Here is a 22,436-nt window from a genome sequence, read left to right as displayed (position 1 = left end):
AAGACCTGGCACCAACAAGGCCGGGATGATCAATCGGCTCAACACTGCAAGGATCGGAGCTTGAACATGGTTGCTCACTGTAGCGTTCCCCCGGACGACGGATGGCGGCTGATACCATCGCGCGGCCACAATCACCGCTCCGTGCCCTCCCGTCGTCAGATGCCGTCCCTGTCACCGCAAGAAGTCGCCAAGACCTATCGCCGCTATGCGCCCCTCTACGATCGCCTGTTCGGGCAGGTTTTGGAGCCCGGGCGACGAGCCTTGACTGAGGAAGTGAAGGGCCTCGCCCCGGCAAGCGTTCTGGAGGTGGGCGTGGGCACCGGCCTCACCCTGGCAGGCTATCCGCCGTCCAGCCAGCTCGTCGGGATCGATCTTTCCCCTGAGATGCTCGCCCATGCCCATGAACGCGCGCGGGCCATGCCGGAGCGCCGTATCGTCCTGCAGTCGATGAATGCGGAGTGCATGGACTTTCCCGATGACAGCTTCGATTGCGTGACCTTGCCCTATGTGCTTTCCGTCACGCCAAACCCAAACCAGCTCGTGAAAGAGTTACGTCGCGTCTGCAAGAAGGATGGCACCATCCTGATCCTGAACCACTTCAGCGGAAGCCGCTTCTGGTGGCTGCTCGAGCGTGCGGTCAAGGCGGTCGCAGACAAGGTCGGCTTCCGATCGGACTTCAGCTTCGAGGAACACATCCTCGCGCACGACTGGCAGGTGATGTCTGTCCGTGCCGTGAATCTCCTCGGGCTGTCCAAGCTCGTTGTGATCCGCAACACCTGACATCCCGAAGAACCGCTGCCCATGTTGTCCCGTCTTGTGTCACGCCGGCCGTGGTTGTTCACACTGGGCGCGGAAGCCCTGGTCTGGTTTGGCGCAGCGCTCGGCTTCCTCTGGGTGTACGCCAGCTTCCCAGGACACACTCTCGCGGCTGCATGGCACCACTTGGGATTGCTGTCGGCTGCGCTGACCGTGTTCGTCGTCGTTCGGGTTGCGTTGTGGAGATGGGTCCCGATCGAAGGGCTTGCCCGATGGCTGGGCAGCTTCCTGGGTGCGCTGCTCCTGCTCCTGTTGCTGGCCTATTACGTGCTGGTGATCGCCGGCCTGCACTCCTGGGGGCGCGTGGTGAGTTGGCCCCTCATTTCCACCTATGCCCTTCAATGGCAACCGTTGGCGTTATCGCAAGGCATCCCGCCCGGGTTGGTTGTGGTTGGCGTGGGTGCGGTCCTCGTGTGTGTGACCGCAGTGATTGCCCTGGGCCCTGCCCGCAAGGATTGGGCGGCAACCCTCGCAAGCCGCGGCAGCCGCAGGTCCCGGCTGCTGCTCGTTGGCGGATTCAGCGTCGGCTGTATCCATCTGCTGACCCACGCTGTGAGCCCCACGGAAGCCTTGACCGCCAAAGAACCTTTCAGCCTGACGCTGTTTCACGATCAGCAGGGCGGGCGCTCCATCCAGGGGCATCGCCTCATTCAATCGGAAGTACTGGACCGCCGGGCCGAGCTGGAGCGCGCTCGCTACGTGCCCTCGCCCACGGCACACCGTCGCAATGTCATCCTGATCGTCGGCGATGCGCTGCGCGCAGACCACATGGCCATCTATGGCTACCCTAGACCGACCACGCCCTACCTGAGCGAGTTGCAATCGAAGGGGCGGTTGCAGCAAGTGGATCGAGCCTGGAGCGTATGCGCCGAGTCCTCCTGCGGGCTAATGGCGATGATTCGGTCTCAGTATGTGCATGAATTCAGCGGCAAGTCTTTCAACCTATTGGATGTGCTCAAGCTGCATGGATACAAAACCCATCTCATTCTGGGCGGCGATCACACGAACTTCTACGGCCTGAAAGAAGCCTACGGTCAAGTGGATCACTACTTCGACGGGTCAATGGCGACGCGCTTCTACATGAATGATGACCGCCTCATTCTTGACAAGGTTGCAGGCCTGCCTGACTGGGGTGGAGAGCCGGTATACATGCAGTTCCACCTGATGTCGCCTCACCCGTTGGGAACTCGCACGCTGGCCCCTCATTTCATTCCATCCGAAAGCTATGCGCCGCTCTCCTTGCTGCAAAGAGTGGATGGACCGCCGCGACTTTCGTCGATCAACTTCTACGACAATGGAGTGGTTCAGTTCGATTCCACCGTACGCGAACTCATCGGTCTGCTCAAAGCGAAGGGCTATCTCTCAGACAGCATTGTCGTAGTCACTGGAGACCACGGAGAGCTGTTAGGCGAGGAAGGGCAGTATGGTCATGCAAAAGGTGTCTCCGAGTCTGTTCTCCGAATACCGCTCTTGTTTCTCTCGTTTCCGCTGGATCAGCAGCAGAGACCCAGCAAGCTGTATTCAGTGGGATCTCAAGTCGATATCGGACCAACGGTACTGCACTCACTCGGCATGCCAATTCCAACGCACTGGTCCGGGGAATCTCTCAAGGACCAACCTCAACGATCGCATTTATTCTTTCAGCAGTCACCATATGTTGGGCTTATCGATACACGCCAAGTCGACCGCCCCATCAAGGCATGGATGAACGTAGAAAAGTTGGGCGAGGGCCTCCAAGCCCTGGCTCTGAGTGTGGGGGCCGAGTCCACAGCTTTGCAAAAGGTAGAAATTGAAAGTATGACCCCGCATTGGCTAAAGACTCTGGCCCCTGCTGTCAGCTCTTTGAGCCCCTAACTGGTCGTCCCTGATTTATTCAAATCCGAGCGCCGACAGAGCGCTGGGCTGAGCCGATGGGAGTGCGAGTGAGCAAAGCACCCAACGCGTCTTGCCAGTTCGGCGACTCATCGACCCCCTTCACGATGGCGGAACTCGCGATCACGAGTGGTTCTTCAACGGCCTGCTAACTGCAAGGCTGCATCGGCACTACAGAGCTCAACATTGCAAGCACGTGGAGCGAGAGGCGGGCTTTGCATGACAGCTTTGAGCCCTTACGACCGGCACTCTGACGGTACATATCGATTGCCGGTCGTGGTTGTGCACACCCAGTCCACTGGCCCTGCAGTATTGACGATCGGTCTGAGCTGAACAACCACGTTTCGCGCCTCGGCGTCCATGGTGACGGTCAAGACTCCATTCCCGTCCACACCACATACCAGCGATGCGATATGTCCTGTACCAGGCCCTAGCGTCGGTACGTCGTCACACGCACGGCCGTCCAGCGCTCCGCCCCGCAGCGAAATGTTCTCGCCGACTTGCCCCTTCATGATGCTGACCATGGCCAGCCCTTCGGAGACGCGCGCTCGCACGGTGTAGTCCTGATACGCGGGCAGAGCTATTGCCGAGAGTATTCCGATGATCGCGACGACGATCATCAGTTCGATAAGTGTAAACCCATGAGCGACTTGTCTTTTCATATGCTCACCTCAGTCAAATCATCGCCCAAAAAAAAGGTGCGTCCTTGGACACACCTTTTTCGGTTTGCAAGGGGGATCGACACTTAAAGTGCCATCCCCTGTGTTTTAGACACGGCACTCACCGGGCACAAAGCGGTTGTTGGCAGCTGCCGACACCGCGCAGGTCCAGGTGATGGGGCCACCACCGGTCGGCACAGCAGGGGTCAAGGTCAGCTCGACGTTCCGGCCGTCAGGGCCCATCGTGATGGTGATCACCCCAGCGTTGCAGGCCACGGAAGCCACCGCACCGGTCGCCCCAATGGCGTCCGCGCCCGCGCAAGCGTTGGCGCCGATGTTGCCCCCTGCGTTGGCGATGTTCTCGGCCACGGTCGCCTTCATGCCGCTTCCCAGACCCAGACCTTCCGTCACACGGGCACGAACGGTGTAGTCCTGATAGGCCGGCAGCGCCACGGCAGCCAGAATACCGATGATCGCCACGACGATCATCAGTTCGATCAGCGTGAAACCCTTCTGGGCAGCGCGCTTCATGTTGTGCAGTTGCTTCATACAGTCTCTCCTAAGAGGTGGGGGGTTGTGCGCATCCCTCTATGCAGGGGCCGTGCCAGCCAGCCCGGCCAGTGTGGGCGTGAAGTAGTCGGCATTCGAGACGCTCGGACGACCTTTCGAGGGACCGAGAGTGTCAGCCCATGTGTCCAGGGCTGACAAAAATGGTCGGCGCTTTGCCTTCGTTTCGCTGATGCGCAAGTGCGTGACGGGATTGCGCTTTGCCGATGATTGCATGAAGGGTACAATGCAATCATCTCAGGCATCTCAGGGGATTTGACATCATGCCTTCCGTCACTGTTCGCAACGTTCCTGAGGCGGTGCACCGTGCCTTGCGCGTTCGTGCGGCCCAGCATGGCCGCAGTGCCGAGGCAGAGATTCGGGACATCCTGGAACAAGCCGTCAAACCGGCCCAGCGCGTGCGCCTGGGCGACGAGTTGGCCGCCCTGGGCCGCAAGGTGGGCCTGACCCCCCAGGACGTCGAAGCCCTTGGGCAGGTTCGCGATACCACGCCGGCCGAGCCCCTGAGGTTTGAATGATCCTGCTGGACACCAACGTCGTGTCTGAAGCGATGAAGCCGCAGCCGGATCCCTCCGTGCGGGCGTGGCTGAACGAGCAAGCCGCTGAAACGCTGTATCTGTCCAGCGTCACGCTGGCCGAGCTGTTGTTTGGCATTCAGGCGCTACCGGACGGCAGGCGAAGGAACATGCTGGGTGTGGCGCTGGACGGACTGCTGGCGTTGTTCCAGGACCGCCTGTTGCCGTTCGATGCCGAAGCCGCGCGCCGCTACGCGGAACTGGCCGTTGCCGCCCGAGGCCACGGGCGGGGCTTCCCCACACCGGACGGCTACATCGCCGCCATCGCAGCCGCTCATGGTTTCATGGTCGCCAGTCGGGATGTGGGCCCCTTTGCCGCGGCCGGGCTGAAGGTCATCGACCCCTGGAAGGGGGGAGCGCCATGAGCGCACTGACCGTTCGCCTCCCCGACGAGAAGCACCAGCGCCTGAAGGCGCTGGCGCAAAGCCGAGGCACCACCGTCAATCGGCTGATCGACGAAATGGCCACACTGATGCTGGCCGAGTTCGATGCGCAGACTCGCTTTGAACTGCGCACGCGCCGCGGTGCCGGGCAGGCAGCCCGAGGGCTGGAGCTATTGAAGAAGGCCCGCGGGGCGTGAGCGGGCCTGTCTTCACGCAGAAGCGGTCCTCAGTCAGGCCGGCGTCACATGCAGGCGCATGCCCAAGGCGCCGAGAACTTTCAGCACCGTCGCAAAACTGGGGTTGCCATCTGGCGAGAGGGCCTTGTAAAGGCCTTCACGGCTCAGTCCGGCTTCGCGGGCTGTCTGCGCCATGCCGCGGGCTCGAGCCACGTCCCCCAGGGCCTTGGCGATGAATGCCGGATCGTCGCCCGCCTCTTCCAGCACGGCTTCCAGATAGAGTGCGCAGTCCTCGGGCGTCCGAAGATGATCCTGCACATCCCAGGGGGTCGTCTTGATCGTCATGGTCACAACTCCTTCACCATGTCCAAAGCCTCGCGGATATCACTGTCCTGCGTGGACTTGTCGCCGCCCACCAGCAACAACACCACGCACCCAGCGCGCCACGTGTAGTAGACCCGGTAGCCCGGTCCGTGGTCGATCTTCATTTCCACCACGCCCGCCGTCAGCACGCGGTGCTGGCCCGGATTGCCCTCTTGCAAGCGACGCAAGCGCACGAGGATGCGCACTTGGGCTTGTCTGTCTCGCAGGGACTCAAACCATCGGCTGTATCGGGTAGTCTGCCGAATTTCGACCGTGCGTCAACTATAGTTAACATCCGGAGGGATGTAAACAATGGGTCACACTTGGCAAAGACCCTCCGGATCACACCAGCGCCGGGTAGTCGATGTAGCCCTGCGCCCCACCCCCGTAGAAGGTCTTCACGTCCCAGGCGTTGAGCGGCGCCCCCTCGCGCAGGCGGCGCACGAGGTCGGGGTTGCTGATGAACAGGCGGCCGAAGGCCACGGCGTCGGCCCGGCCTTGGGCCACCGCGGCTTCGGCCAGGGCCTTGTCGTAGCCGTTGTTCACTATCCAGGCCCCCTGGCCGCCGGCGTGGCGGTAGGCGTGGCGCATAGCGTCGAAGTCGAAGGGGCGGTCGGGCAGTTCGCGCGGGCCGCCGGTGGCGCCTTCGATCACGTGGATGAAGGCCAGGCCCAGGGGGGCGAGTTCGCGTACCACGTGTTCGAACAGGGGCTGCGGCGCGGCATCGACGATGTCATTGGCCGGGGTGATGGGCGACAGGCGGATGCCGGTGCGCCCGCGGCCGATGGCCTCGGCCACGGCGCGCGTCACCTCCAGCAGCAGCCGGGCCCGGTTCTCGATGGAGCCGCCGTAGGCATCGGTGCGCTGGTTGGCGCCGGTCTTCAGGAACTGGTCGAGCAGGTAGCCGTTGGCGGCGTGGATTTCCACGCCGTCGAAGCCGGCCTCATCCACGGCCGCACGGGCGGCGCGGGCGTAGTCGGCCACGATGCCGGGCAGTTCGGACGCGTCCAGCGCGCGCGGGGCCGACACGGGTTCGAAGCCGCCCTGGCCGTCCGGGCCGATCAGGTAGGTGCGGGTCTGGGCCGGCAGCGCGGACGGTGCCACCGGGGCCTGGCCCTCGGGCAGGAGCGAGGTGTGCGAGACGCGGCCCACGTGCCAGATCTGGGCCACGATGCGCCCGCCGGCAGCATGCACGGCATCGGTCACGCGCCGCCAGCCGGCCAGTTGCTCGGGCGTGTACAGGCCCGGCACATCGGCATAGCCCTGGCCCATGGGGCTGATGGCCGTGCCTTCGGAGATGAGCAGGCCCGCGCTGGCGCGCTGGGTGTAGTAGGTGACGTGCAGTTCGTGCGGCACGCCGCGCGGCGCGCGGTTGCGCGTGAGCGGGGCCATCACGACACGGTTGGCGAGAGACAGGTCGCCGGCCTGGAGGGGGTCGTAGAGGGTGTTCATGGCCGCCAAGCGTAGCGGCGATGCGGCCGGCCTGCAGTGAGCGCGGGGCCCACAGGGGCTTGAGACTTCTGCTAGGCCGCCGATCCGTCCGGCGCTTCGCCGAGGCTTTCGAGGTCTGCCAGGTCCTTGAGCCGCCCGCTGGCGCGCTTGTTGGCCTTGAAGTCTTCGAGCGAGATGAAGGGCAGGTCGATCCCATCGATCTGCACGACCTGCCGGCGCTCGCGGGCTTGCCGAAAGTCCACCCCATCGATGCTCGTCAGCAGATCGATGCGCGCCGGGGGATCGCCGAGCTGGATGACCTGACCGGGTGTGGAGAGGTCGTCCAGCGTGATACCCAGTGCGCCGAATCCGAACTGCTGGAGCGCCGCCAGCACTCTGGCGGCGTTGTCAGGTGCATGTCCGATCCAGAAGTCGAGGTCGCCGGTGTAGCGCGGGTGCCCATGCACGGCCAGCGCATAGCCGCCGACGATCAGGTACTCAACCCCGCTGGAGTTGAGCAATCCGGCAAACTCTTTGAAGTCGGAAGTCAGCATCGGGCTTCATCGCCAGGTATTGCAGACGCAAGGCCTCCAGCGCTTCGATGCGCTCGGCCGCCGGCCGGGAGAGCCAATACGCCAAGTCGGGCGATGGCCCGCTGTGCGATGACAGGGAATGGAGGGGCCGCTTGACAACGACGTGCTGCATGGGGGCAGTGTATAGCCCCTGGATCACCCCTCAAAGCTCGAACACCTGCCCCGCTTCCAGGTGGGTGATGCGGTGGCCACCGTCCAGGGCGCGCACCTCGTCGGCAATGCAGGGCATCTCACCGGGCTTGGCGTGGGTGAGGAAGACCGGCAGCCCGGGTGGTGCGCCGTCGAGTTCGCGCTTCAGGCTGCTGGGCGAATGGTGCTTGCTGACCATCGCCAGCTCGCGCTCGCGATCGCTGAAGGCGGTCTCGATCACCAGCATGCCGACCCGGCGCTCGGCCACCCGGGGCCACAGGGCCGGATTGGGCCCGGTGTCGCCGGTGTAGATCCACCAGGGGGTGTCGGGCCGGGGTTCGCCCGCGCACGCGGCATAGCCCACGGCCGGCACGGTGTGTTCGGCGCTCAGCACCTCGATGGTCTTGCCGCCCAGGCTCAGGCGCTGGCCCACCGCCACCGGCGAGAAGCGCAGCACCGGTGCGTCGGCCGATGGGAGGCGGGTAAAGTCGGGCCAGATCACGTCGTTGAGCACATGGCGCCGCAGGGCCTCGAGGGTCTCGGGCAGGGCGTGCACCGTGACCGGGGTGCGGCGCCGGCTGATGACACTGTCGGCCAGCAGCGGGATGGAGACGATGTGGTCGAGGTGCGAGTGGCTGACCAGGATGTGGTCGATGCGGGCCAGTGCGTCCAGGGTGAGGTCGCCGACGCCGGTGCCGGCATCGACGAGCAGATCGTCATCGAGCAGGAAGGCCGTGGTCTTGCAACCGGCGGCGATCGCGCCGGAGCAGCCCAGGACGCGGATCTTCATGACGGAGCGGAACTCCAGGGGGATCAACAGGGACGCGCTGGACGGTGTTCCCACTGTGCAGCACGGACAGCGTGCCAGTGTGCCAACAATCCGCCCCCCGAAGAGGGTGTCCGCAGCGGCGATCGCGTCAGGGGCGTGAGCTTGTTCACGCCGACGCCGGGAACGGCCCCGGCATCGGCGCGGGCTCAGCCCTGGACGAACTGCATCTGGGTGCCGGCCAGCTCGATGACATCGCCGTTTTTCAGGTGAACCGGGTCGTTGCTCACCGGGGCCCCGTTGATGGTGGGCTTCATGGCCCCTTCGACATGCGCGAAGACATAGCCGCCCGGCCGCTTGGTGATGGAGGCCACCTGCACACCCGGCTTGCCCACGGTGGTGACCACCTTGGTGAGACTGACCTCGCGGCCGGCCGCCGCGCCGTTGAGCACCTTGATCGAGGCCGCGGGCACCGGTGCGCCCAGGCCGCCGAAGCCCGAAGGCGCGCCCAGGCCGCCGAAGCCGGACGCCGCCCCGCCCGCCAGGGGCGAGACCGGACCCGTACCCAGAGGCGCCGTGGGCGCGGTGCCCGGCTTCATGACCATGGTCTTTTCGTAGTCGGGCGCGTCGTCGGTGAGGTACTTGATCTTGTACTTGCCGATCTCGACGGTGTCGTTGTTCGACAGCAGCTGCTTCTTGATGGCCTTGCCGTTGATGTAGGTGCCGTTGGTGCTGTTGAGGTCTTCGATGAAGACGTCGGCACCCACCATCTGCAGCACGGCATGCTCGCCGCTGACCGCCAGGTTGTCGATGACGATGTCGTTGTAGGGACGGCGTCCGAGGGTGGTCTTGTCCTTGGTGAGCTGGACTTCCTTGATCACCACGCCGTCGAGTGACACCACGAGTTTCGCCATGCTTGACCTCTAGTCGATAGTCTCTTTTGTTGGATGGAGAGCGAGCGCGCCCGTCGTCACCGTCACCGCCGGAAAGGCCACCAGGAGCGCGCCGCCGAGGCGTTGCCGCCCTGGACACGCACCAGGATGACGGCTATGTTATCCCGTCCACCCGCGGCGTTGGCAGCCGCGACCAGGGCGGCGCCCACGGCGGGCAAGTCGTTGGTGGACTGCAACACTGCCGCGATCTCGGCATCGTCGATCATGTCGGACAGGCCGTCCGAGCACATCAGGATCAGATCCCCCGGCTGCAGGTCGTGCAGGTGGGTCTCGAGCAGGACGGTATCCTCCACACCCACGGCGCGGGTGACGAGGTTCTTGTTGGACGAATAAGCGGCCTGTTCGGGGGTGATCAGGCCCGCGTCGATCTGCTCTTGCAGGAGCGAGTGGTCCTTGGTGATCTGGCTGAGCTTGCCGCTGCGCAGCCGGTAGGCGCGCGAGTCGCCGATATGGCCCACGAGCAGCCGGCCTTCGCGCACGACCGCCACCACCAGGGTGGTGCCCATGCCGGCGTACTGCGGATTGGAGTTGGCCGCGTTGTAGATGGCGCGGTTGGCGTTTTCCACGCAGATGTCCATGGCCCGCCGCACGTCGGTGTCGCTGGCCGAGGCCGAGGCTTCGGTGAGCCAGCGGCCCAGTTCCGACTTGATGAAGGCTGTGGCCATGCCGCTGGCGATCTCGCCGGCGTTGTAGCCGCCCATGCCATCGGCCAGCACGGCCAGGGCAGCCTGCTCGTCAACCGCCACCGAGTCCTCGTTGTTGTCGCGCGCGCGCCCAGGGTCGGTGAGGCAAAAGAACTCGAATGACATGGTGCTGGTCTGCACGGGACCTCAGGAGGACTTGGCCGTCGATGGAAAGGCAAAAGGCGTGCACGGCCCTCTTGCCGGAATCTGGGGACGGATTGTGCCGCGATTTGTAACCGAGCTGTGTCGGTCTCCCTTGGTCGCGGGGGTGTCGTCGTCGGGACGCACGGGGTGATGGGGGTCCGCCATCCTGGATGGTGCGCCGCAGCGCAGGTTGTTTGCCACGCACGTTAGCAGAGCCCCCCCACCAAAACAAGGCGGGCCCGCCAGGGGCGGGCCCACGTCTGGTTGCAGCTGTTGCCCGCCGTTTCGAGGCGCAGCGGGTCAGGCGGCCGGCGCCACGGGGGCACGTCGTGCCGCGATCCACTTGCCCAGTGCCAGCACCAGCAGGGCGCCCGCGATGCCGGCGGCGTACTTGACGACGTCGGTCTGGGCGATCTTGAGCATCCAGGTCCACTTCTCGGGGTCGGCCACGGCGGGGTCACCCACCGCCATGGTGCCGGCGATCCATCCCAGCAGCATGCCGCCCAGGACGATGATGATGGGGAAGCGGTCCATCAGCTTGATCACCAGCTGGCTGCCCCAGACGATGATGGGGATCGACACCAGCAGGCCGAAGATCACGAGGCCCATGGTGTGGTCGCCGCCTGCGCTTTCCGCCGCGCCGGCAATGGCAATCACGTTGTCGATGCTCATCACCAGGTCGGCCATGATGATGGTCTTCACCGCACCCCAGAGCTTGTCGCTGCTCTGGATGTTGGCGTGGTCACCCTCCTCATCCGGGGCCAGCAGCTTGATGCCGATCCACACCAGCAGGGCCGCGCCCACCAGCTTGATGAAGGGGATCTGCAGCAGCGTGAGCGCGAAGAAGATGAAGATCACGCGCAGGCCGATGGCACCGGCCGTGCCCCAGAGGATGCCCGCGGTGCGCTGCTGGGGCGGCAGGCGCCGGCACGCGAGGGCGATCACGACGGCGTTGTCGCCGCCCAGCAGGATGTCGATCATGATGATCTGACCGACGGCGATCCAGAATTCTGGAGTCGTTAACGCATCCATGATGTTGTGTCCTGTGGTTCTTGGATGTGGTTCTGCACCAACGTCTGAGCGCGCGGGCAGTTGACAGGAGTGTAGGGGCGCAGCAGGCGGTGACGCTGCGCAGAACTACGTAGCAGGCATGGCGATGCTGAACGTCGCCTGAAAAAACGAAGGCCGCGTCCGGCGGCCTTCGTCAGCAGCGTGAAGCCCGCTTACAGGATGGACTTGAGCAGCTTGCCCATCTCGGACGGGTTGCGCGTGACCTTGAAGCCGCACTCTTCCATGATGGCGAGCTTGGCGTCGGCCGTGTCGGCACCGCCCGAGATCAGCGCGCCGGCATGGCCCATGCGCTTGCCCGGAGGGGCCGTGACGCCGGCGATGAAGCCGACGATGGGCTTCTTCATGTTGTCCTTGCACCAGCGGGCGGCTTCGGCCTCGTCGGGCCCGCCGATCTCGCCGATCATGATCACGGCATCGGTCTCGGGGTCGTCGTTGAAGGCCTTCATCACGTCGATGTGCTTGAGGCCGTTGATCGGGTCGCCGCCGATGCCCACGGCACTGGACTGGCCCAAGCCGATTTCGGTGAGCTGAGCGACCGCCTCATAGGTGAGCGTGCCCGAGCGCGACACCACGCCGATGCGGCCTTTCTTGTGGATGTGGCCGGGCATGATGCCGATCTTGATCTCATCCGGCGTGATCAGGCCGGGGCAGTTGGGACCCAGCAGCAGGGTCTTCTTGCCGCCGGCAGCCTCCTTGGCCTTCATCCTGTTGCGCACCATCAGCATGTCGCGCACGGGGATGCCTTCGGTGATGCACACCACCAGGTCCAGGTCGGCCTCGACGGCTTCCCAGATCGCAGCGGCCGCGCCGGCGGGCGGCACATAGATCACCGAGACGGTGGCGCCGGTCTGCTTCGCAGCTTCCTGCACGGTGGCGTAGATGGGAATGTCCGAGAACTTCTCGCCCGCCTTCTTGGGGTTCACACCCGCGACGAAGGCGTTCTTGCCGTTCGCATAGGCCTGGCAGCCCAGCGTGTGGAACTGGCCGGTCTTGCCCGTGATGCCCTGGGTGATGACCTTGGTGTCTTTGTTGATGTAGATGGACATGGTTATTGCTCCTGGGCTTACTTCACGGCAGCGACGATCTTGGTCGCGGCTTCGGCCATCGTGTCGGCAGAGATGATGGGCAGGCCGGACTCGGCCAGCATCTTCTTGCCCAGCTCCTCGTTGGTGCCCTTCATGCGCACGACCAGCGGAACCTGCAGGTTCACGGCCTTGCAGGCGGTGATCACGCCCTCGGCGATGGTGTCGCACTTCATGATGCCGCCGAAGATGTTGACCAGGATGCCCTTGACGCTCTTGTTCTTGAGCATGATCTTGAAGGCCTCGGTGACCTTCTCGGCCGTGGCGCCGCCGCCCACGTCCAGGAAGTTGGCCGGCTCGCCGCCGAAGAGCTTGATGGTGTCCATGGTGGACATGGCCAGGCCGGCCCCGTTGACCAGGCAGCCGATGTTGCCGTCCAGGCTGATGTAGGCGAGATCGAACTTGGAGGCTTCGACCTCGGCCGGGTCTTCCTCGTCAAGGTCGCGATAGGCCACGATCTCGGGGTGACGGAACAAGGCGTTGGCGTCGAAGTTGAACTTGGCGTCCAGCGCGATCAGATTGCCTTTGGAGTCGCAGTTCAGCGGGTTGATCTCCACCAGCGAGGCGTCGGTTTCCATGTAGCAGGTGTAGAGCTTCTGGAAGAGATCGACCGCCTGGTCCACGGAGTGGCCGCTCAGGCCGATGGCCGTGGCGATCTTCTTCGCCTGCTCGGCCGACAGGCCGGTCAGCGGATCGATGTATTCGGTGATGATCTTCTCGGGCGTGCTGTGAGCCACTTCCTCGATGTCCATGCCGCCTTCGCTGGAGGCGATGAAGGCCACTTTCTGCGTGCCGCGGTCGGTCACCAGCGAAACATAGTATTCCTTCTGGATGTCGGCCCCTTCCTCGATGTAGAGGCGGCGCACCTTCTGGCCCTCGGGGCCGGTCTGGTGCGTGACCAGCTGCATGCCCAGGATCTTCTCGGACAGGGCCTTGACGTCGTCGAGCGTCTTGGCCACTTTCACGCCGCCGCCCTTGCCGCGGCCGCCGGCGTGGATCTGGGCCTTCACCACCCAGACCGGGCCGCCCAGCTTCTGGGCCGCCTCGATGGCTTCCTGCACGGTGAAGGCGGGAATGCCGCGCGGCACCGGCACACCGAAGTTGCGCAAGATTTCCTTGCCTTGGTACTCATGGATCTTCATGGTGTGTCTCTCTACTTGGAGGTCTGGGGGGTGAGAGGGGAACTGGTGCCGTCGGCGGACGTGTCCGGCCGGTACCAACGCGGGTAGAACTGGCGCACCGCTTCACCGTCGGAGCGCAGCGCATGGCAGCGGTCGATCTGGAAGGGCTGCTGATCGGTCTGGGCCTGCCCATTCTCCTGGGTGTCGAGCACCTCGCCGGCGAAGGCCTGCACCACCGCCGTGGGCAACACCTGGGCCATCTCGGTGAGGTGGGTGCACCCCTGGATACCGCCCAAGCGCTCCTTGACGCCCTGGCGGAAGCGATGCATCAGGTTCAGGCCGACGAGGCGGCCGTAGGCATCGCCATAGGCATTGCAATGGCCGGGGTAGGGCATCCACTCGGTGTGGGCACCGGCGGCCAGGATGTTCATCTGTTCGTCGATCACCAGGCGCAGCGTCATGTCGTGCACCGGATCGCCCGCCTGCCGGATGCCGCCGGCCAGAGGGTAGTCGCGCGTCTTGACGTCCACAAGACGTGCCTCCACCTCCCACAGGCCATGGCCACAGGCATAGACGGCGACGTCGATGCTGCGGCGATGCTTGAGCTGGCGCTCAGGGTGGGCCGGAGGGAGAGCCATGGGCGGGAAGTTTCAGGCTGTTTCGGCAAGCCCATGACTTTAGCATGCTGCGTTGCACCAATTCCCATCGATTGTGCGTCTGGCGAACCGACACCTCGCAGGCATGAAACCGTCGTGACATGCCCATGCAAAGCTTGCATGGGCCGGGATGTCCCATTTGCGACGCGGCGCACTACAGTCCTTTTCGCACCGTCTGCCGGGGTCACGAGCCCTGCGGCAGTCTCCTTCGGTTACATCAGGAACACCACATGAGCACCGCCTTGCCAACCACTTTGTCAGGCCTGTCCTACGTCAACCCCAGCCCGTCCAGCCCCTGGGGCACCTACCTGTCGCAGGTGGACCGCGTCATTCCCTACCTGGGGCCACTGGCACGCTGGGCCGAAACCCTCAAACACCCCAAGCGCACGCTCATCGTCGACGTTCCCATCGAAATGGATGATGGGACCGTGCGCCACTTCGAGGGCTTCCGCGTGCAGCACAACCTCTCGCGTGGCCCCGGCAAGGGCGGCGTGCGCTACCACCCGGCCGTCACGCTGGAGGAGGTCATGGCGCTGGCCGCCTGGATGACAGTGAAGAACGCCGCCGTGAACCTGCCATACGGCGGCGCCAAGGGCGGCATCCGCGTGGATCCGAAGCAGCTGTCGATGAAAGAGCTGGAAAAGCTGACCCGGCGTTACACCAGCGAGATCGGCATCATCATCGGCCCGCAGCAGGACATTCCGGCCCCGGACGTGAACACCAACGCCCAGATCATGGCCTGGATGATGGACACCTACTCGATGAATGTAGGAGCCACGGCCACCGGCGTGGTCACCGGCAAGCCCATCCACCTGGGCGGCTCGCTGGGCCGCGTGAAGGCCACGGGGCGCGGGGTGTTCGTGACCGGGCGCGAGGCGGCGCGCCGCCTCGGCCTGAAGCTGGACGGCGCCCGCGTGGCCGTGCAGGGCTTCGGCAACGTGGGCTCGGCGGCGGCCGAGCTCTTCGCCGGCGCTGGCGCCAAGATCGTGGCCGTGCAGGACCACACCGGCACGATCTTCAACCCCAAGGGCTTCGACATGCACGACCTGATGGCCACCCTGCACGCCGAAGGCGGCGTGGGCGGCTTCAAAGGCGGCGAGCGCATCGACCCTGAGGCCTTCTGGGACGTGGACTGCGACATCCTCATCCCCGCCGCACTGGAAGGCCAGATCACTCCGGAGCGGGCCAACCGGCTGAAGGCGAAGCTGGTGCTGGAAGGCGCCAACGGCCCCACCCTGCCCGAGGCCGATGACGTGCTGGCCGACCGCGGCGTCCTCGTGGTGCCCGACGTGATCTGCAACGCCGGCGGCGTGACGGTGAGTTACTTCGAGTGGGTGCAGGACTTCTCGAGCTTCTTCTGGACCGAGGACGAGATCAACGTGCGCCTGGACAAGATCATGGTCGACGCGCTGCGCAAGATCTGGGACACGGCCGACCGCCTGAAGATCTCCTTGCGCACCGCCACCTTCGCGGTGGCCTGCGAGCGCATCCTGATGGCCCGCCAGGAACGCGGCCTCTACCCGTGATCAGCGCAGCCAGGGGTCGATCACCAGCCCGAGGAACACCGCCAGACCCACCCAGTGGTTCTGGCGGAAGGCGAGGAAGCAGCCCTCGCGGCTGCGGCTGCGGATGAGGCTGTAGTGCCAGAGGATCTGGGCCAGGGCCGCGGCCAGGCCCAGCAGCAGCCCGAAGCGGTAGCCCAGCTGCCAGCACAACACCCCCCAGACCGCCAGGTACAGGCCATAGAGCCCCATCACGGCACAGACGTCGAAGCGCCCGAAGGTGATGGCCGAGGTGCGGATGCCGATCTTCAGGTCGTCATCGCGGTCCACCATCGCGTATTCGGTGTCGTAGGCCACGACCCAGAAGAGGTTGCCCACCAGCAGCGCCCAGGCCAGCCAGGGCACGCTGCCGGTGACGGCCGCAAAGGCCATCGGGATGCCGAAGCTGAACGCCACCCCCAGCACCGCCTGGGGCATGGAGAAGAAGCGCTTGGTGAAGGGGTAGGCGATGGCCACCGCCAGCGCCGCAAACGACCAGGCGATGGTGGCAGCATTGGTGGTGAGCACCAGCGCGAAAGCCAGCAGCGCCAGCACGGCGCCCAGCGCGAGCGCCTCGTGCACCGAGACGGCACCGGTGGTGACGGGCCGCTGGGCGGTGCGCTTCACATGCCGGTCGAAGTCGCGGTCGGCCACGTCGTTGACGGCGCAGCCGGCCGAGCGCATCAGGAAGGTGCCGGCCGTGAAGACGAAGAGCAAGTGCCAGCCCGGGAAGCCCCCGGCCGCGATCCACAGCGCGGCCAGCGTGGGCCACAGCAGCAGCAGCGACCCGACGGGTTTGTCCCAGCGGATCAGCTGCAGGTACAGGTCGAGGCGGGAGGGGGCGAGCGCGGTGTTCACACGCCGGATTATTCCAGCAGGCTGCGCAGCATCCAGGCGGTCTTTTCGTGGATGTCCAGGCGCTGGGTGAGCAGGTCGGCGGTGGGCTCGTCGCTGGCCTTGTCCACGATGGGAAAGATGCCGCGGGCGGTGCGCGCGACGGCCTCGTGGCCTTCGACCAGGATGCGGATCATGTCCTCGGCCTTGGGCGGCTTGGCCGGGGCGTCGGGCACGGTGCTCAGGCCGGCAAACTGACCATACGACCCCGCCGCCGGAAAGCCCAGGGCGCGGATGCGCTCGGCGATCGGGTCGACCGCATTCCACAGCTCGGTGTACTGCGTCATGAACATGGTGTGCAGGGTGTTGAACATCGGCCCTGTCACGTTCCAGTGGAAGTTGTGGGTGGTGAGGTAAAGGGTGTAGGTGTCGGCCAGCAGCTTGTTCAGGCCGGCGGCAATGGCCGCGCGGTCTTTTTCGGGAATGCCGATGTTGACCGGCAGGCTGCTGGATTTGGCTTTGCTCTTGGCCATGGGAACTCCTTGAAGGGATGGATCACTCGGACAGCTTGTGCACGCCCGCCAGTTCGCAGGCGTAGATCGCATTGCGCAGCGCGGCGATGGCCTCGTAGCGCGTGAAGGTGCGCCGCCACACCAGCACCACACGGCGAGTGGGCACGGGCGGCGCGAAAGGCACATAGACCACATGGGCCTGGGGTTCGGGCGGTACGCTGAGCTGCGGCACCACCGTCAGGCCCATGCCGGAGGCCACCATGTGCTTGATGGTTTCGAGCGAGGACCCCTCGAAGCTCTTGCGGATGCCTTCGGCCTCGCTGGAAAAGCGTGCGAACTCGGGGCAGACCTCGAGCACGTGATCTCGGAAGCAATGGCCCGTGCCCAGCAGCAGCATCGTCTCGCGCTTGAGTTCTTCCGAGGTGATGCTCTCGCGCGAAGCCAGCGGGTGGGTCTTGGGCACGGCCACCATGAAGGGCTCGTCGTACAGGGGTGCCACCGCCAGACCGGCATCGGGAAACGGTTCGGCCAGGATGGCGCAATCGAGCTCACCGGTGCGCAGCATCTCGAGCAGCTTGACGGTGAAGTTCTCCTGCAGCATCAGGGGCATCTGCGGCACCTGCTCGATGGCATGCTTCACCAGGTCGGGCAGCAGGTAGGGGCCGATGGTATAGATCACGCCCAGCTTGAGCGGCCCGTTGAGCGGGTCCTTGCCGCGCTTGGCGATTTCCTTGATGGCCGCCGCCTGGTCGAGCACCGCCTGGGCCTGGCGCACGATGTCCTCGCCCAGCGGCGTGACACTCACCTCGCTGGCGCCGCGCTCGAAGATTTTCACGTCGAGTTCGTCTTCAAGCTTCTTGATCGCCACGCTCAGCGTGGGCTGGGAGACGAAGCAGGCCTCGGCCGCGCGGCCGAAATGCTTCTCGCGCGCAACGGCGACGATGTAGCGCAGTTCGGTCAGGGTCATTGCAGGCGCCTCCGAAGATCGAAGGAAAAAGCTATCGGGGCCATGGCGTGATTGTGCGCCCGTTGGCGCCCCCTGGATAGCCTGGGGCTATGCCTTGAGGTACTCGGCCTTGGTGCCCAGCCAGCGGGCGATGTGGGCGCGGGCCACGTCCGGATGGCGATCGAGCAGGGTGGGGGCGATCCGCCGGGCGATCTGCAGCCATTCGACGTCCTCGGCCAGATCGGCAAAGCGCAGCAGCGGCGCCCCCGACTGGCGCGCGCCCATGAATTCGCCCGGGCCGCGGATCTCCAGGTCGCGCCGGGCGATCTCGAAGCCGTCGGTGGTTTCGGCCATGGCCTTCAGGCGCGCCTTGCCGGTGTCGGACAAAGGCCCGGTGTACAGCAGCACGCACACGCTGGCCACCGCGCCGCGCCCGACGCGCCCGCGCAGCTGGTGCAGCTGGCTCAGGCCGAAGCGCTCGGCGTGCTCGATCACCATCAGGCTGGCATTGGGCACGTCCACGCCCACCTCGATGACGGTGGTGGCCACGAGCAGCTTCATCTCGCCGCTGGCAAACAGCGACATCACCGCCGCCTTCTCGGCCACCGACATGCGTCCATGCAACAGGCCCACCATCGTGCCCGGCAGGGCCTCGCAGAGTTGCTGGTGGGTTTCGGTGGCGTTGCGCAGGTCCAGCGCCTCGCTTTCCTCGATCAGCGGGCACACCCAGTACACCTGCCGCCCTTGCGCCACCTCGGTGCGAATCTTTTCGATCACGGTGTCGCGTTTGCCGTCGGCGAACACCTTGGTGACGATGGGTGAGCGCCCGGGCGGCAGCTCGTCGATGGTGCTCACGTCGAGGTCGGCGTAGTAGCTCATCGCCAGCGTGCGCGGGATGGGCGTGGCGCTCATCATCAGCAGGTGGGGCTCCAGCGCCTGGCCCTGCAGCTTGCGACGCAGTTCCAGGCGCTGGGCCACGCCGAAGCGATGCTGCTCGTCGATGAGCGCCAGCCCGAGCTTCGCGAATTCGACCTGCTCCTGGATCACGGCATGGGTGCCCACGACCAGCTGCGCCTCGCCGGAGGCAACGCGCTCCATCGCCTCGCGCCGCGCCTTGCCCTTGAGGCTGCCGGTGAGCCAGGCCACCCGCACCCCCAAGGGCTCGAGCCAGCCGACGAGCTTGCGGAAATGCTGTTCGGCCAGGATCTCGGTGGTCCAGCCGGCGTCGATGGCAATGGCGGCGGCCAGCGCCGCCACCACGGTCTTGCCCGAACCGACGTCCCCCTGCAGCAGGCGGTGCATGGGCTGCTCGCGCGCGATGTCCTGCGCGATCTCCTCGACCACCCGGCGCTGGGCCCCGGTCAGTGCAAAGGGCAGGACGGCCAGCAGGCGTTCGTGCAGGCCTTCGCGGCGGGCTGGCAGTGCCGGCGCGCGCAGCCGCGCACGCTCCCGCTGGGCCTGCAGCTGCGAAAGCTGCTGCGCCAGCAGCTCCTCGAACTTCAGCCGCTGCCAGGCCGGGTGGCTGTGGTCTTCCAGCGCGGCCAGCAACGTGCGCGGCGGCGGGTGATGGAGGAAGTTCAGGGCCTCGCGCAAAGGCGGCAGGCCTTTGGGCACCAGCTCGGCCGGCAGGATCTCGCCGAGGTCGGCCCGGGCCAGGCCGGAGGCCACGGCCTTGCGCAGGTAGGCCTGGGGCAAGGTGGCGCTGGTGGGGTAGACGGGCGTGAGCGTGGTGGCCAGGGGTGTGTCCTCCCCCACGCCCTTGAAGCTGGGATGGACGATCTCACGGCCCAGGAAGCCCCCGCGCAGCTCGCCGCGGGCGCGCACGCGCTGGCCCACGGCCAGGGTCTTCTGATGGTTGGGGTAGAAGCTGAAAAAGCGCAGCAGCACGGTGTCGCTGCCGTCGTCGAGCGTGACCTGCAACTGGCGGCGCGGGCGCAGCACGATGTCGCTGCGCGTGACGAGGCCTTCGACCTGCACCACCTCGCCGTCGCGTGCGTCAGTCAGGCGGGTGAGCCGGGTCTCGTCCTCGTAGCGCAGCGGCAGGTGCAGCGCCAGGTCGATGTCGCGCACCAGGCCCAGTTTTTCCAGGGCTTTCTGGGGGGCGGACTTTTCCTTCTTCGGCGCGGCGCGGACCTCGGACATGGGACAATTCTGCCTTTGCTTTCCCGCTTCACCGTTGGCACGGGTCGGTCTGGCCCTCAACCACCATGCCCCACACCTACACCCTGAGCGACTTCGACTTCGCTCTCCCCCCGGAACTCATCGCCCAGCATCCCACGCCCGAGCGCAGCGCCTCGCGATTGCTCGACGGCCGCGCCTGGCCCCCGGTGGACCGCATCTTCCGCGAGCTGCCGGCGCTGCTGGCCCCGGGTGACCTGCTGGTCTTCAACGACACCCGCGTGATCAAGGCACGACTCTACGGCGCCAAGGCCAGTGGTGGTGCGGTCGAGGCGCTGATCGAACGCGTATTGCCCGGCCACGAGGTCTGGGCCCACCTGCGCGCGAGCAAGTCGCCCAGGGCGGGCAGCATCGTGCGCTTCGCCGGGGCCTTCGATGCCGAGGTGCTGGGCCGTGGCGGCCCCGACGACGGGCTCTTCCACCTGCGCTTCCCCGAGGACCCGCTCGTGCTGCTCGATCGCCACGGCCACGTGCCGCTGCCGCCCTACATCACGCATGCCGACAGCGAAGACGACGAGCGCCGCTACCAGACGGTGTTCGCCGCCAAACCCGGCGCCGTGGCCGCGCCCACCGCGGCGCTGCACTTTGACGAGGGCGTGCTGGCGGCACTGCGCGAGCGCCGCATCGGCACCGCGCACGTGACGCTGCACGTGGGTGCGGGCACCTTCCAGCCGGTGCGCACAGAGAACCTGGCCGAGCACAAGATGCACAGCGAATGGTTCGAGGTGAGCGCCGACACGGTGGCCGCCATCGAACGCACCCGTGCCGCTGGCGGACGCATCGTGGCCGTGGGCACCACCACCCTGCGGGCGCTGGAGTCGGCCGCCATCTCCGGGCAGCTCGTGGCCGGCAGCCGCGACACCGACATCTTCATCACACCGGGCTTCACCTTCCGCGTGGTGGACCGGCTCGTCACCAACTTCCATCTGCCCAAGAGCACCCTGATGATGCTGGTGAGCGCCTTCGCCGGCCACGCGCACATCATGGCGCTGTACCGGCATGCGGTCGAGCAGCGCTACCGCTTCTTCAGTTATGGGGATGCGATGCTGCTGGCGCGCATCTCGGCTCACGATTGAAAGATCTGGCATGACCACCTCCCCCCTCCCCCACGGCCTCCACTTTGACGTCCTCAAGACCGAAGGCCATGCGCGCCGCGGCCGGCTCACGCTCAACCACGGCGTGGTCGAGACGCCCATCTTCATGCCGGTGGGCACCTACGGCACCGTCAAGGGCGTGATGCCGCGCTCGCTGGAGGAGATGGGCGCACAGATCATCCTGGGCAACACCTTCCACCTGTGGCTGCGCCCGGGGCTGGACATCATCCGCCAGTTCGGCGGCCTGCACCGCTTCGAGGGCTGGACAAAACCCATCCTCACCGACAGCGGCGGCTTCCAGGTGTGGTCGCTGGGCGAGATGCGCAAGATCTCGGAAGAGGGCGTGAAGTTTGCCTCGCCGGTGAACGGCGACAAGCTCTTCCTCACGCCCGAGGTGAGCATGCAGGTGCAGCACGCGCTCGACAGCGACATCGTGATGCAGTTCGACGAGTGCACCCCCTACGAGACCAAGGGCCACATCACCACCGAACGCGAGGCCCGCAGCTCGATGGAACTGAGCCTGCGCTGGGCGAAGCGCTGCCGGGCCGAATTCGAACGCCTGGGCAACCGCAACGCGCTCTTCGGCATCGTGCAAGGCGGCATGTTCGAGCACCTGCGCCAGGAGTCGCTGGAGCAGCTCGTCGAGATGGACCTGCCCGGCTATGCCATCGGCGGCGTCAGCGTGGGCGAGCCCAAGGAGGACATGCTGCGCATCATGGCGCACACCCCGCACCGCCTGCCCGCGGGCAAGCCGCGCTACCTGATGGGCGTGGGCACGCCGGAAGACCTGGTGGAGGGCGTGGCCGCCGGCGTGGACATGTTCGACTGCGTGATGCCCACGCGCAATGCGCGCAACGGCCACCTCTTCACCCGCTTTGGCGACCTGAAGATCCGCAACGCACGCCACAAGACCGACGAACGCCCCATCGACGAGACCTGCAGCTGCTACACGTGCAAGAACTTCAGCCGCGCCTACCTGCACCACCTCGACCGCTGCGGCGAGATGCTCGGCCCCATGCTCACCAGCATCCACAACCTGCACTACTACCTGAACCTGATGCGCGAGGTGCGCGAGTCGCTTGATGCGGGCCGTTTCCAGGCCTTCCGCGAGACCTTCCGCGCCGATCGCCAGCGCGGCGTGTAAGCCCCCCGAAAGCCTGGGAAAGTTTCTCTCCGCACCCCCCTCAGGAGAGGCGTGAGGTGTGAACTAGGGCCTGTTAACACATCCGCAGTCCATCAGCGACGAGAACGAAGGTGATGAAGCCGAGGAACATGATGTCGAGCTTTTCGA

At 65.7% G+C, this 22,436-nt stretch carries 25 protein-coding genes; 8 read left to right on the top strand and 17 right to left on the bottom strand.

Features of this window, described 5'->3' with window-relative positions:
* Positions 1 to 66: 66 nt before the first annotated feature.
* Positions 67 to 780 (top strand): class I SAM-dependent methyltransferase, encoded by a 714-nt coding sequence (locus C1704_RS07130; protein WP_245876418.1) that lies wholly within the window; start codon positions 67 to 69, stop codon positions 778 to 780.
* 21 nt (positions 781 to 801) lie between these two features.
* Positions 802 to 2,670, top strand: a complete 1,869-nt coding sequence (locus tag C1704_RS07125) for a sulfatase-like hydrolase/transferase (RefSeq protein WP_104302045.1) — start codon at positions 802 to 804, stop codon at positions 2,668 to 2,670.
* Between the two features lie 254 nt (positions 2,671 to 2,924).
* Here the strand turns inward: C1704_RS07125 and C1704_RS17750 are convergent, their stop codons facing one another.
* Positions 2,925 to 3,350: a pilin gene (locus tag C1704_RS17750; protein ID WP_104302044.1), complete on the bottom strand. Its 426-nt coding sequence runs from the start codon at positions 3,348 to 3,350 to the stop codon at positions 2,925 to 2,927.
* A 105-nt stretch (positions 3,351 to 3,455) separates the two neighbouring features.
* On the bottom strand, positions 3,456 to 3,878 hold the full coding sequence (locus C1704_RS07115) for a pilin (protein WP_104302162.1): 423 nt from the start codon (positions 3,876 to 3,878) through the stop codon (positions 3,456 to 3,458).
* Positions 3,879 to 4,177: 299 nt separating this feature from the next.
* Between C1704_RS07115 and C1704_RS07110 the strand changes: the two genes are divergently transcribed.
* Genes C1704_RS07110 through C1704_RS07100 form a run of 3 tightly spaced genes read left to right on the top strand, consistent with a single transcriptional unit; the run spans position 4,178 to position 5,069 of the window.
* On the top strand, positions 4,178 to 4,432 hold the full coding sequence (locus C1704_RS07110; protein WP_104302043.1) for a FitA-like ribbon-helix-helix domain-containing protein: 255 nt from the start codon (positions 4,178 to 4,180) through the stop codon (positions 4,430 to 4,432).
* Entirely contained in the window at positions 4,429 to 4,854 is a 426-nt protein-coding gene (locus tag C1704_RS07105) for a type II toxin-antitoxin system VapC family toxin (protein ID WP_104302042.1), read from the top strand. Before C1704_RS07110 ends, C1704_RS07105 begins: the two co-directional genes overlap by 4 nt.
* Positions 4,851 to 5,069, top strand: coding sequence for a toxin-antitoxin system HicB family antitoxin (locus tag C1704_RS07100; RefSeq protein WP_104302041.1), 219 nt, complete (start codon positions 4,851 to 4,853; stop codon positions 5,067 to 5,069). Before C1704_RS07105 ends, C1704_RS07100 begins: the two co-directional genes overlap by 4 nt.
* Positions 5,070 to 5,102: 33 nt before the next feature.
* On the opposite strand, the gene C1704_RS07095 is transcribed toward C1704_RS07100, so the two are convergent.
* The 11 genes from C1704_RS07095 to C1704_RS07045 form a co-directional block, all read right to left on the bottom strand.
* Entirely contained in the window at positions 5,103 to 5,393 is a 291-nt protein-coding gene (locus C1704_RS07095) for an addiction module antidote protein (RefSeq protein WP_104302040.1), read from the bottom strand.
* A 2-nt stretch (positions 5,394 to 5,395) separates the two neighbouring features.
* Complete coding sequence (locus C1704_RS07090) at positions 5,396 to 5,677, bottom strand: type II toxin-antitoxin system RelE/ParE family toxin (RefSeq protein ID WP_104302039.1); 282 nt, start codon at positions 5,675 to 5,677, stop codon at positions 5,396 to 5,398.
* 76 nt (positions 5,678 to 5,753) lie between these two features.
* Positions 5,754 to 6,863: an alkene reductase gene (locus C1704_RS07085; RefSeq protein ID WP_104302038.1), complete on the bottom strand. Its 1,110-nt coding sequence runs from the start codon at positions 6,861 to 6,863 to the stop codon at positions 5,754 to 5,756.
* Positions 6,864 to 6,934: 71 nt separating this feature from the next.
* Positions 6,935 to 7,396, bottom strand: a complete 462-nt coding sequence (locus tag C1704_RS07080) for a nucleotidyltransferase (protein ID WP_104302037.1) — start codon at positions 7,394 to 7,396, stop codon at positions 6,935 to 6,937.
* A 181-nt stretch (positions 7,397 to 7,577) separates the two neighbouring features.
* Positions 7,578 to 8,354, bottom strand: a complete 777-nt coding sequence (locus C1704_RS07075) for an MBL fold metallo-hydrolase (protein WP_104302036.1) — start codon at positions 8,352 to 8,354, stop codon at positions 7,578 to 7,580.
* A 185-nt stretch (positions 8,355 to 8,539) separates the two neighbouring features.
* Positions 8,540 to 9,244 (bottom strand): FHA domain-containing protein, encoded by a 705-nt coding sequence (locus tag C1704_RS07070; protein ID WP_104302035.1) that lies wholly within the window; start codon positions 9,242 to 9,244, stop codon positions 8,540 to 8,542.
* Positions 9,245 to 9,306: 62 nt separating this feature from the next.
* A complete protein-coding gene (locus C1704_RS07065; RefSeq protein ID WP_104302161.1) occupies positions 9,307 to 10,092 on the bottom strand; it encodes a Stp1/IreP family PP2C-type Ser/Thr phosphatase in 786 nt (261 codons plus the stop codon).
* A 318-nt stretch (positions 10,093 to 10,410) separates the two neighbouring features.
* Complete coding sequence (locus tag C1704_RS07060) at positions 10,411 to 11,142, bottom strand: TerC family protein (RefSeq protein ID WP_104302034.1); 732 nt, start codon at positions 11,140 to 11,142, stop codon at positions 10,411 to 10,413.
* Positions 11,143 to 11,333: 191 nt separating this feature from the next.
* Positions 11,334 to 12,227 carry a succinate--CoA ligase subunit alpha gene (sucD, locus tag C1704_RS07055; protein ID WP_104302033.1) on the bottom strand — a complete coding sequence of 298 codons (894 nt, stop codon included), beginning with the start codon at positions 12,225 to 12,227 and terminating at the stop codon, positions 11,334 to 11,336.
* 17 nt (positions 12,228 to 12,244) lie between these two features.
* On the bottom strand, positions 12,245 to 13,405 hold the full coding sequence (sucC, locus tag C1704_RS07050; RefSeq protein WP_104302032.1) for an ADP-forming succinate--CoA ligase subunit beta: 1,161 nt from the start codon (positions 13,403 to 13,405) through the stop codon (positions 12,245 to 12,247).
* 11 nt (positions 13,406 to 13,416) lie between these two features.
* Entirely contained in the window at positions 13,417 to 14,022 is a 606-nt protein-coding gene (locus C1704_RS07045; protein ID WP_104302031.1) for a DUF2889 domain-containing protein, read from the bottom strand.
* 248 nt (positions 14,023 to 14,270) lie between these two features.
* On the opposite strand from C1704_RS07045, the gene C1704_RS07040 reads away from it, so the two are divergent.
* Positions 14,271 to 15,566, top strand: a complete 1,296-nt coding sequence (locus C1704_RS07040; RefSeq protein ID WP_104302030.1) for a Glu/Leu/Phe/Val family dehydrogenase — start codon at positions 14,271 to 14,273, stop codon at positions 15,564 to 15,566.
* Here C1704_RS07040 and ubiA read toward each other — a convergent pair whose 3' ends face one another.
* The 4 genes from ubiA to recG all read right to left on the bottom strand — a co-directional run bounded on the left by ubiA (position 15,567) and on the right by recG (position 20,015).
* Entirely contained in the window at positions 15,567 to 16,439 is an 873-nt protein-coding gene (ubiA, locus tag C1704_RS07035; RefSeq protein ID WP_104302029.1) for a 4-hydroxybenzoate octaprenyltransferase, read from the bottom strand. It lies immediately after the preceding gene.
* An 8-nt stretch (positions 16,440 to 16,447) separates the two neighbouring features.
* Positions 16,448 to 16,948 carry a Dps family protein gene (locus tag C1704_RS07030; protein ID WP_104302028.1) on the bottom strand — a complete coding sequence of 167 codons (501 nt, stop codon included), beginning with the start codon at positions 16,946 to 16,948 and terminating at the stop codon, positions 16,448 to 16,450.
* Positions 16,949 to 16,970: 22 nt separating this feature from the next.
* Positions 16,971 to 17,894 carry a LysR substrate-binding domain-containing protein gene (locus C1704_RS07025; RefSeq protein ID WP_104302027.1) on the bottom strand — a complete coding sequence of 308 codons (924 nt, stop codon included), beginning with the start codon at positions 17,892 to 17,894 and terminating at the stop codon, positions 16,971 to 16,973.
* A gap of 87 nt (positions 17,895 to 17,981) precedes the next feature.
* Entirely contained in the window at positions 17,982 to 20,015 is a 2,034-nt protein-coding gene (gene recG / locus C1704_RS07020; protein WP_104302026.1) for an ATP-dependent DNA helicase RecG, read from the bottom strand.
* 65 nt (positions 20,016 to 20,080) lie between these two features.
* Here recG and queA point away from each other — a divergent pair, with 65 nt between their 5' ends.
* Both queA and tgt read left to right on the top strand, forming a co-directional pair.
* A complete protein-coding gene (gene queA / locus C1704_RS07015) occupies positions 20,081 to 21,127 on the top strand; it encodes a tRNA preQ1(34) S-adenosylmethionine ribosyltransferase-isomerase QueA (RefSeq protein ID WP_104302025.1) in 1,047 nt (348 codons plus the stop codon).
* A 10-nt stretch (positions 21,128 to 21,137) separates the two neighbouring features.
* Positions 21,138 to 22,289, top strand: coding sequence for a tRNA guanosine(34) transglycosylase Tgt (gene tgt / locus C1704_RS07010; RefSeq protein ID WP_104302024.1), 1,152 nt, complete (start codon positions 21,138 to 21,140; stop codon positions 22,287 to 22,289).
* Positions 22,290 to 22,436 lie beyond the last annotated feature (147 nt).

This window comes from Caldimonas caldifontis, assembly GCF_002930615.1.
In the GTDB taxonomy this organism is placed as follows: Bacteria; Pseudomonadota; Gammaproteobacteria; order Burkholderiales; family Burkholderiaceae_C; genus Caldimonas; species Caldimonas caldifontis.
The sequence above is the reverse complement of the archived record's forward strand: the minus strand, read 5'-3'. Positions and strand labels throughout refer to the sequence as shown.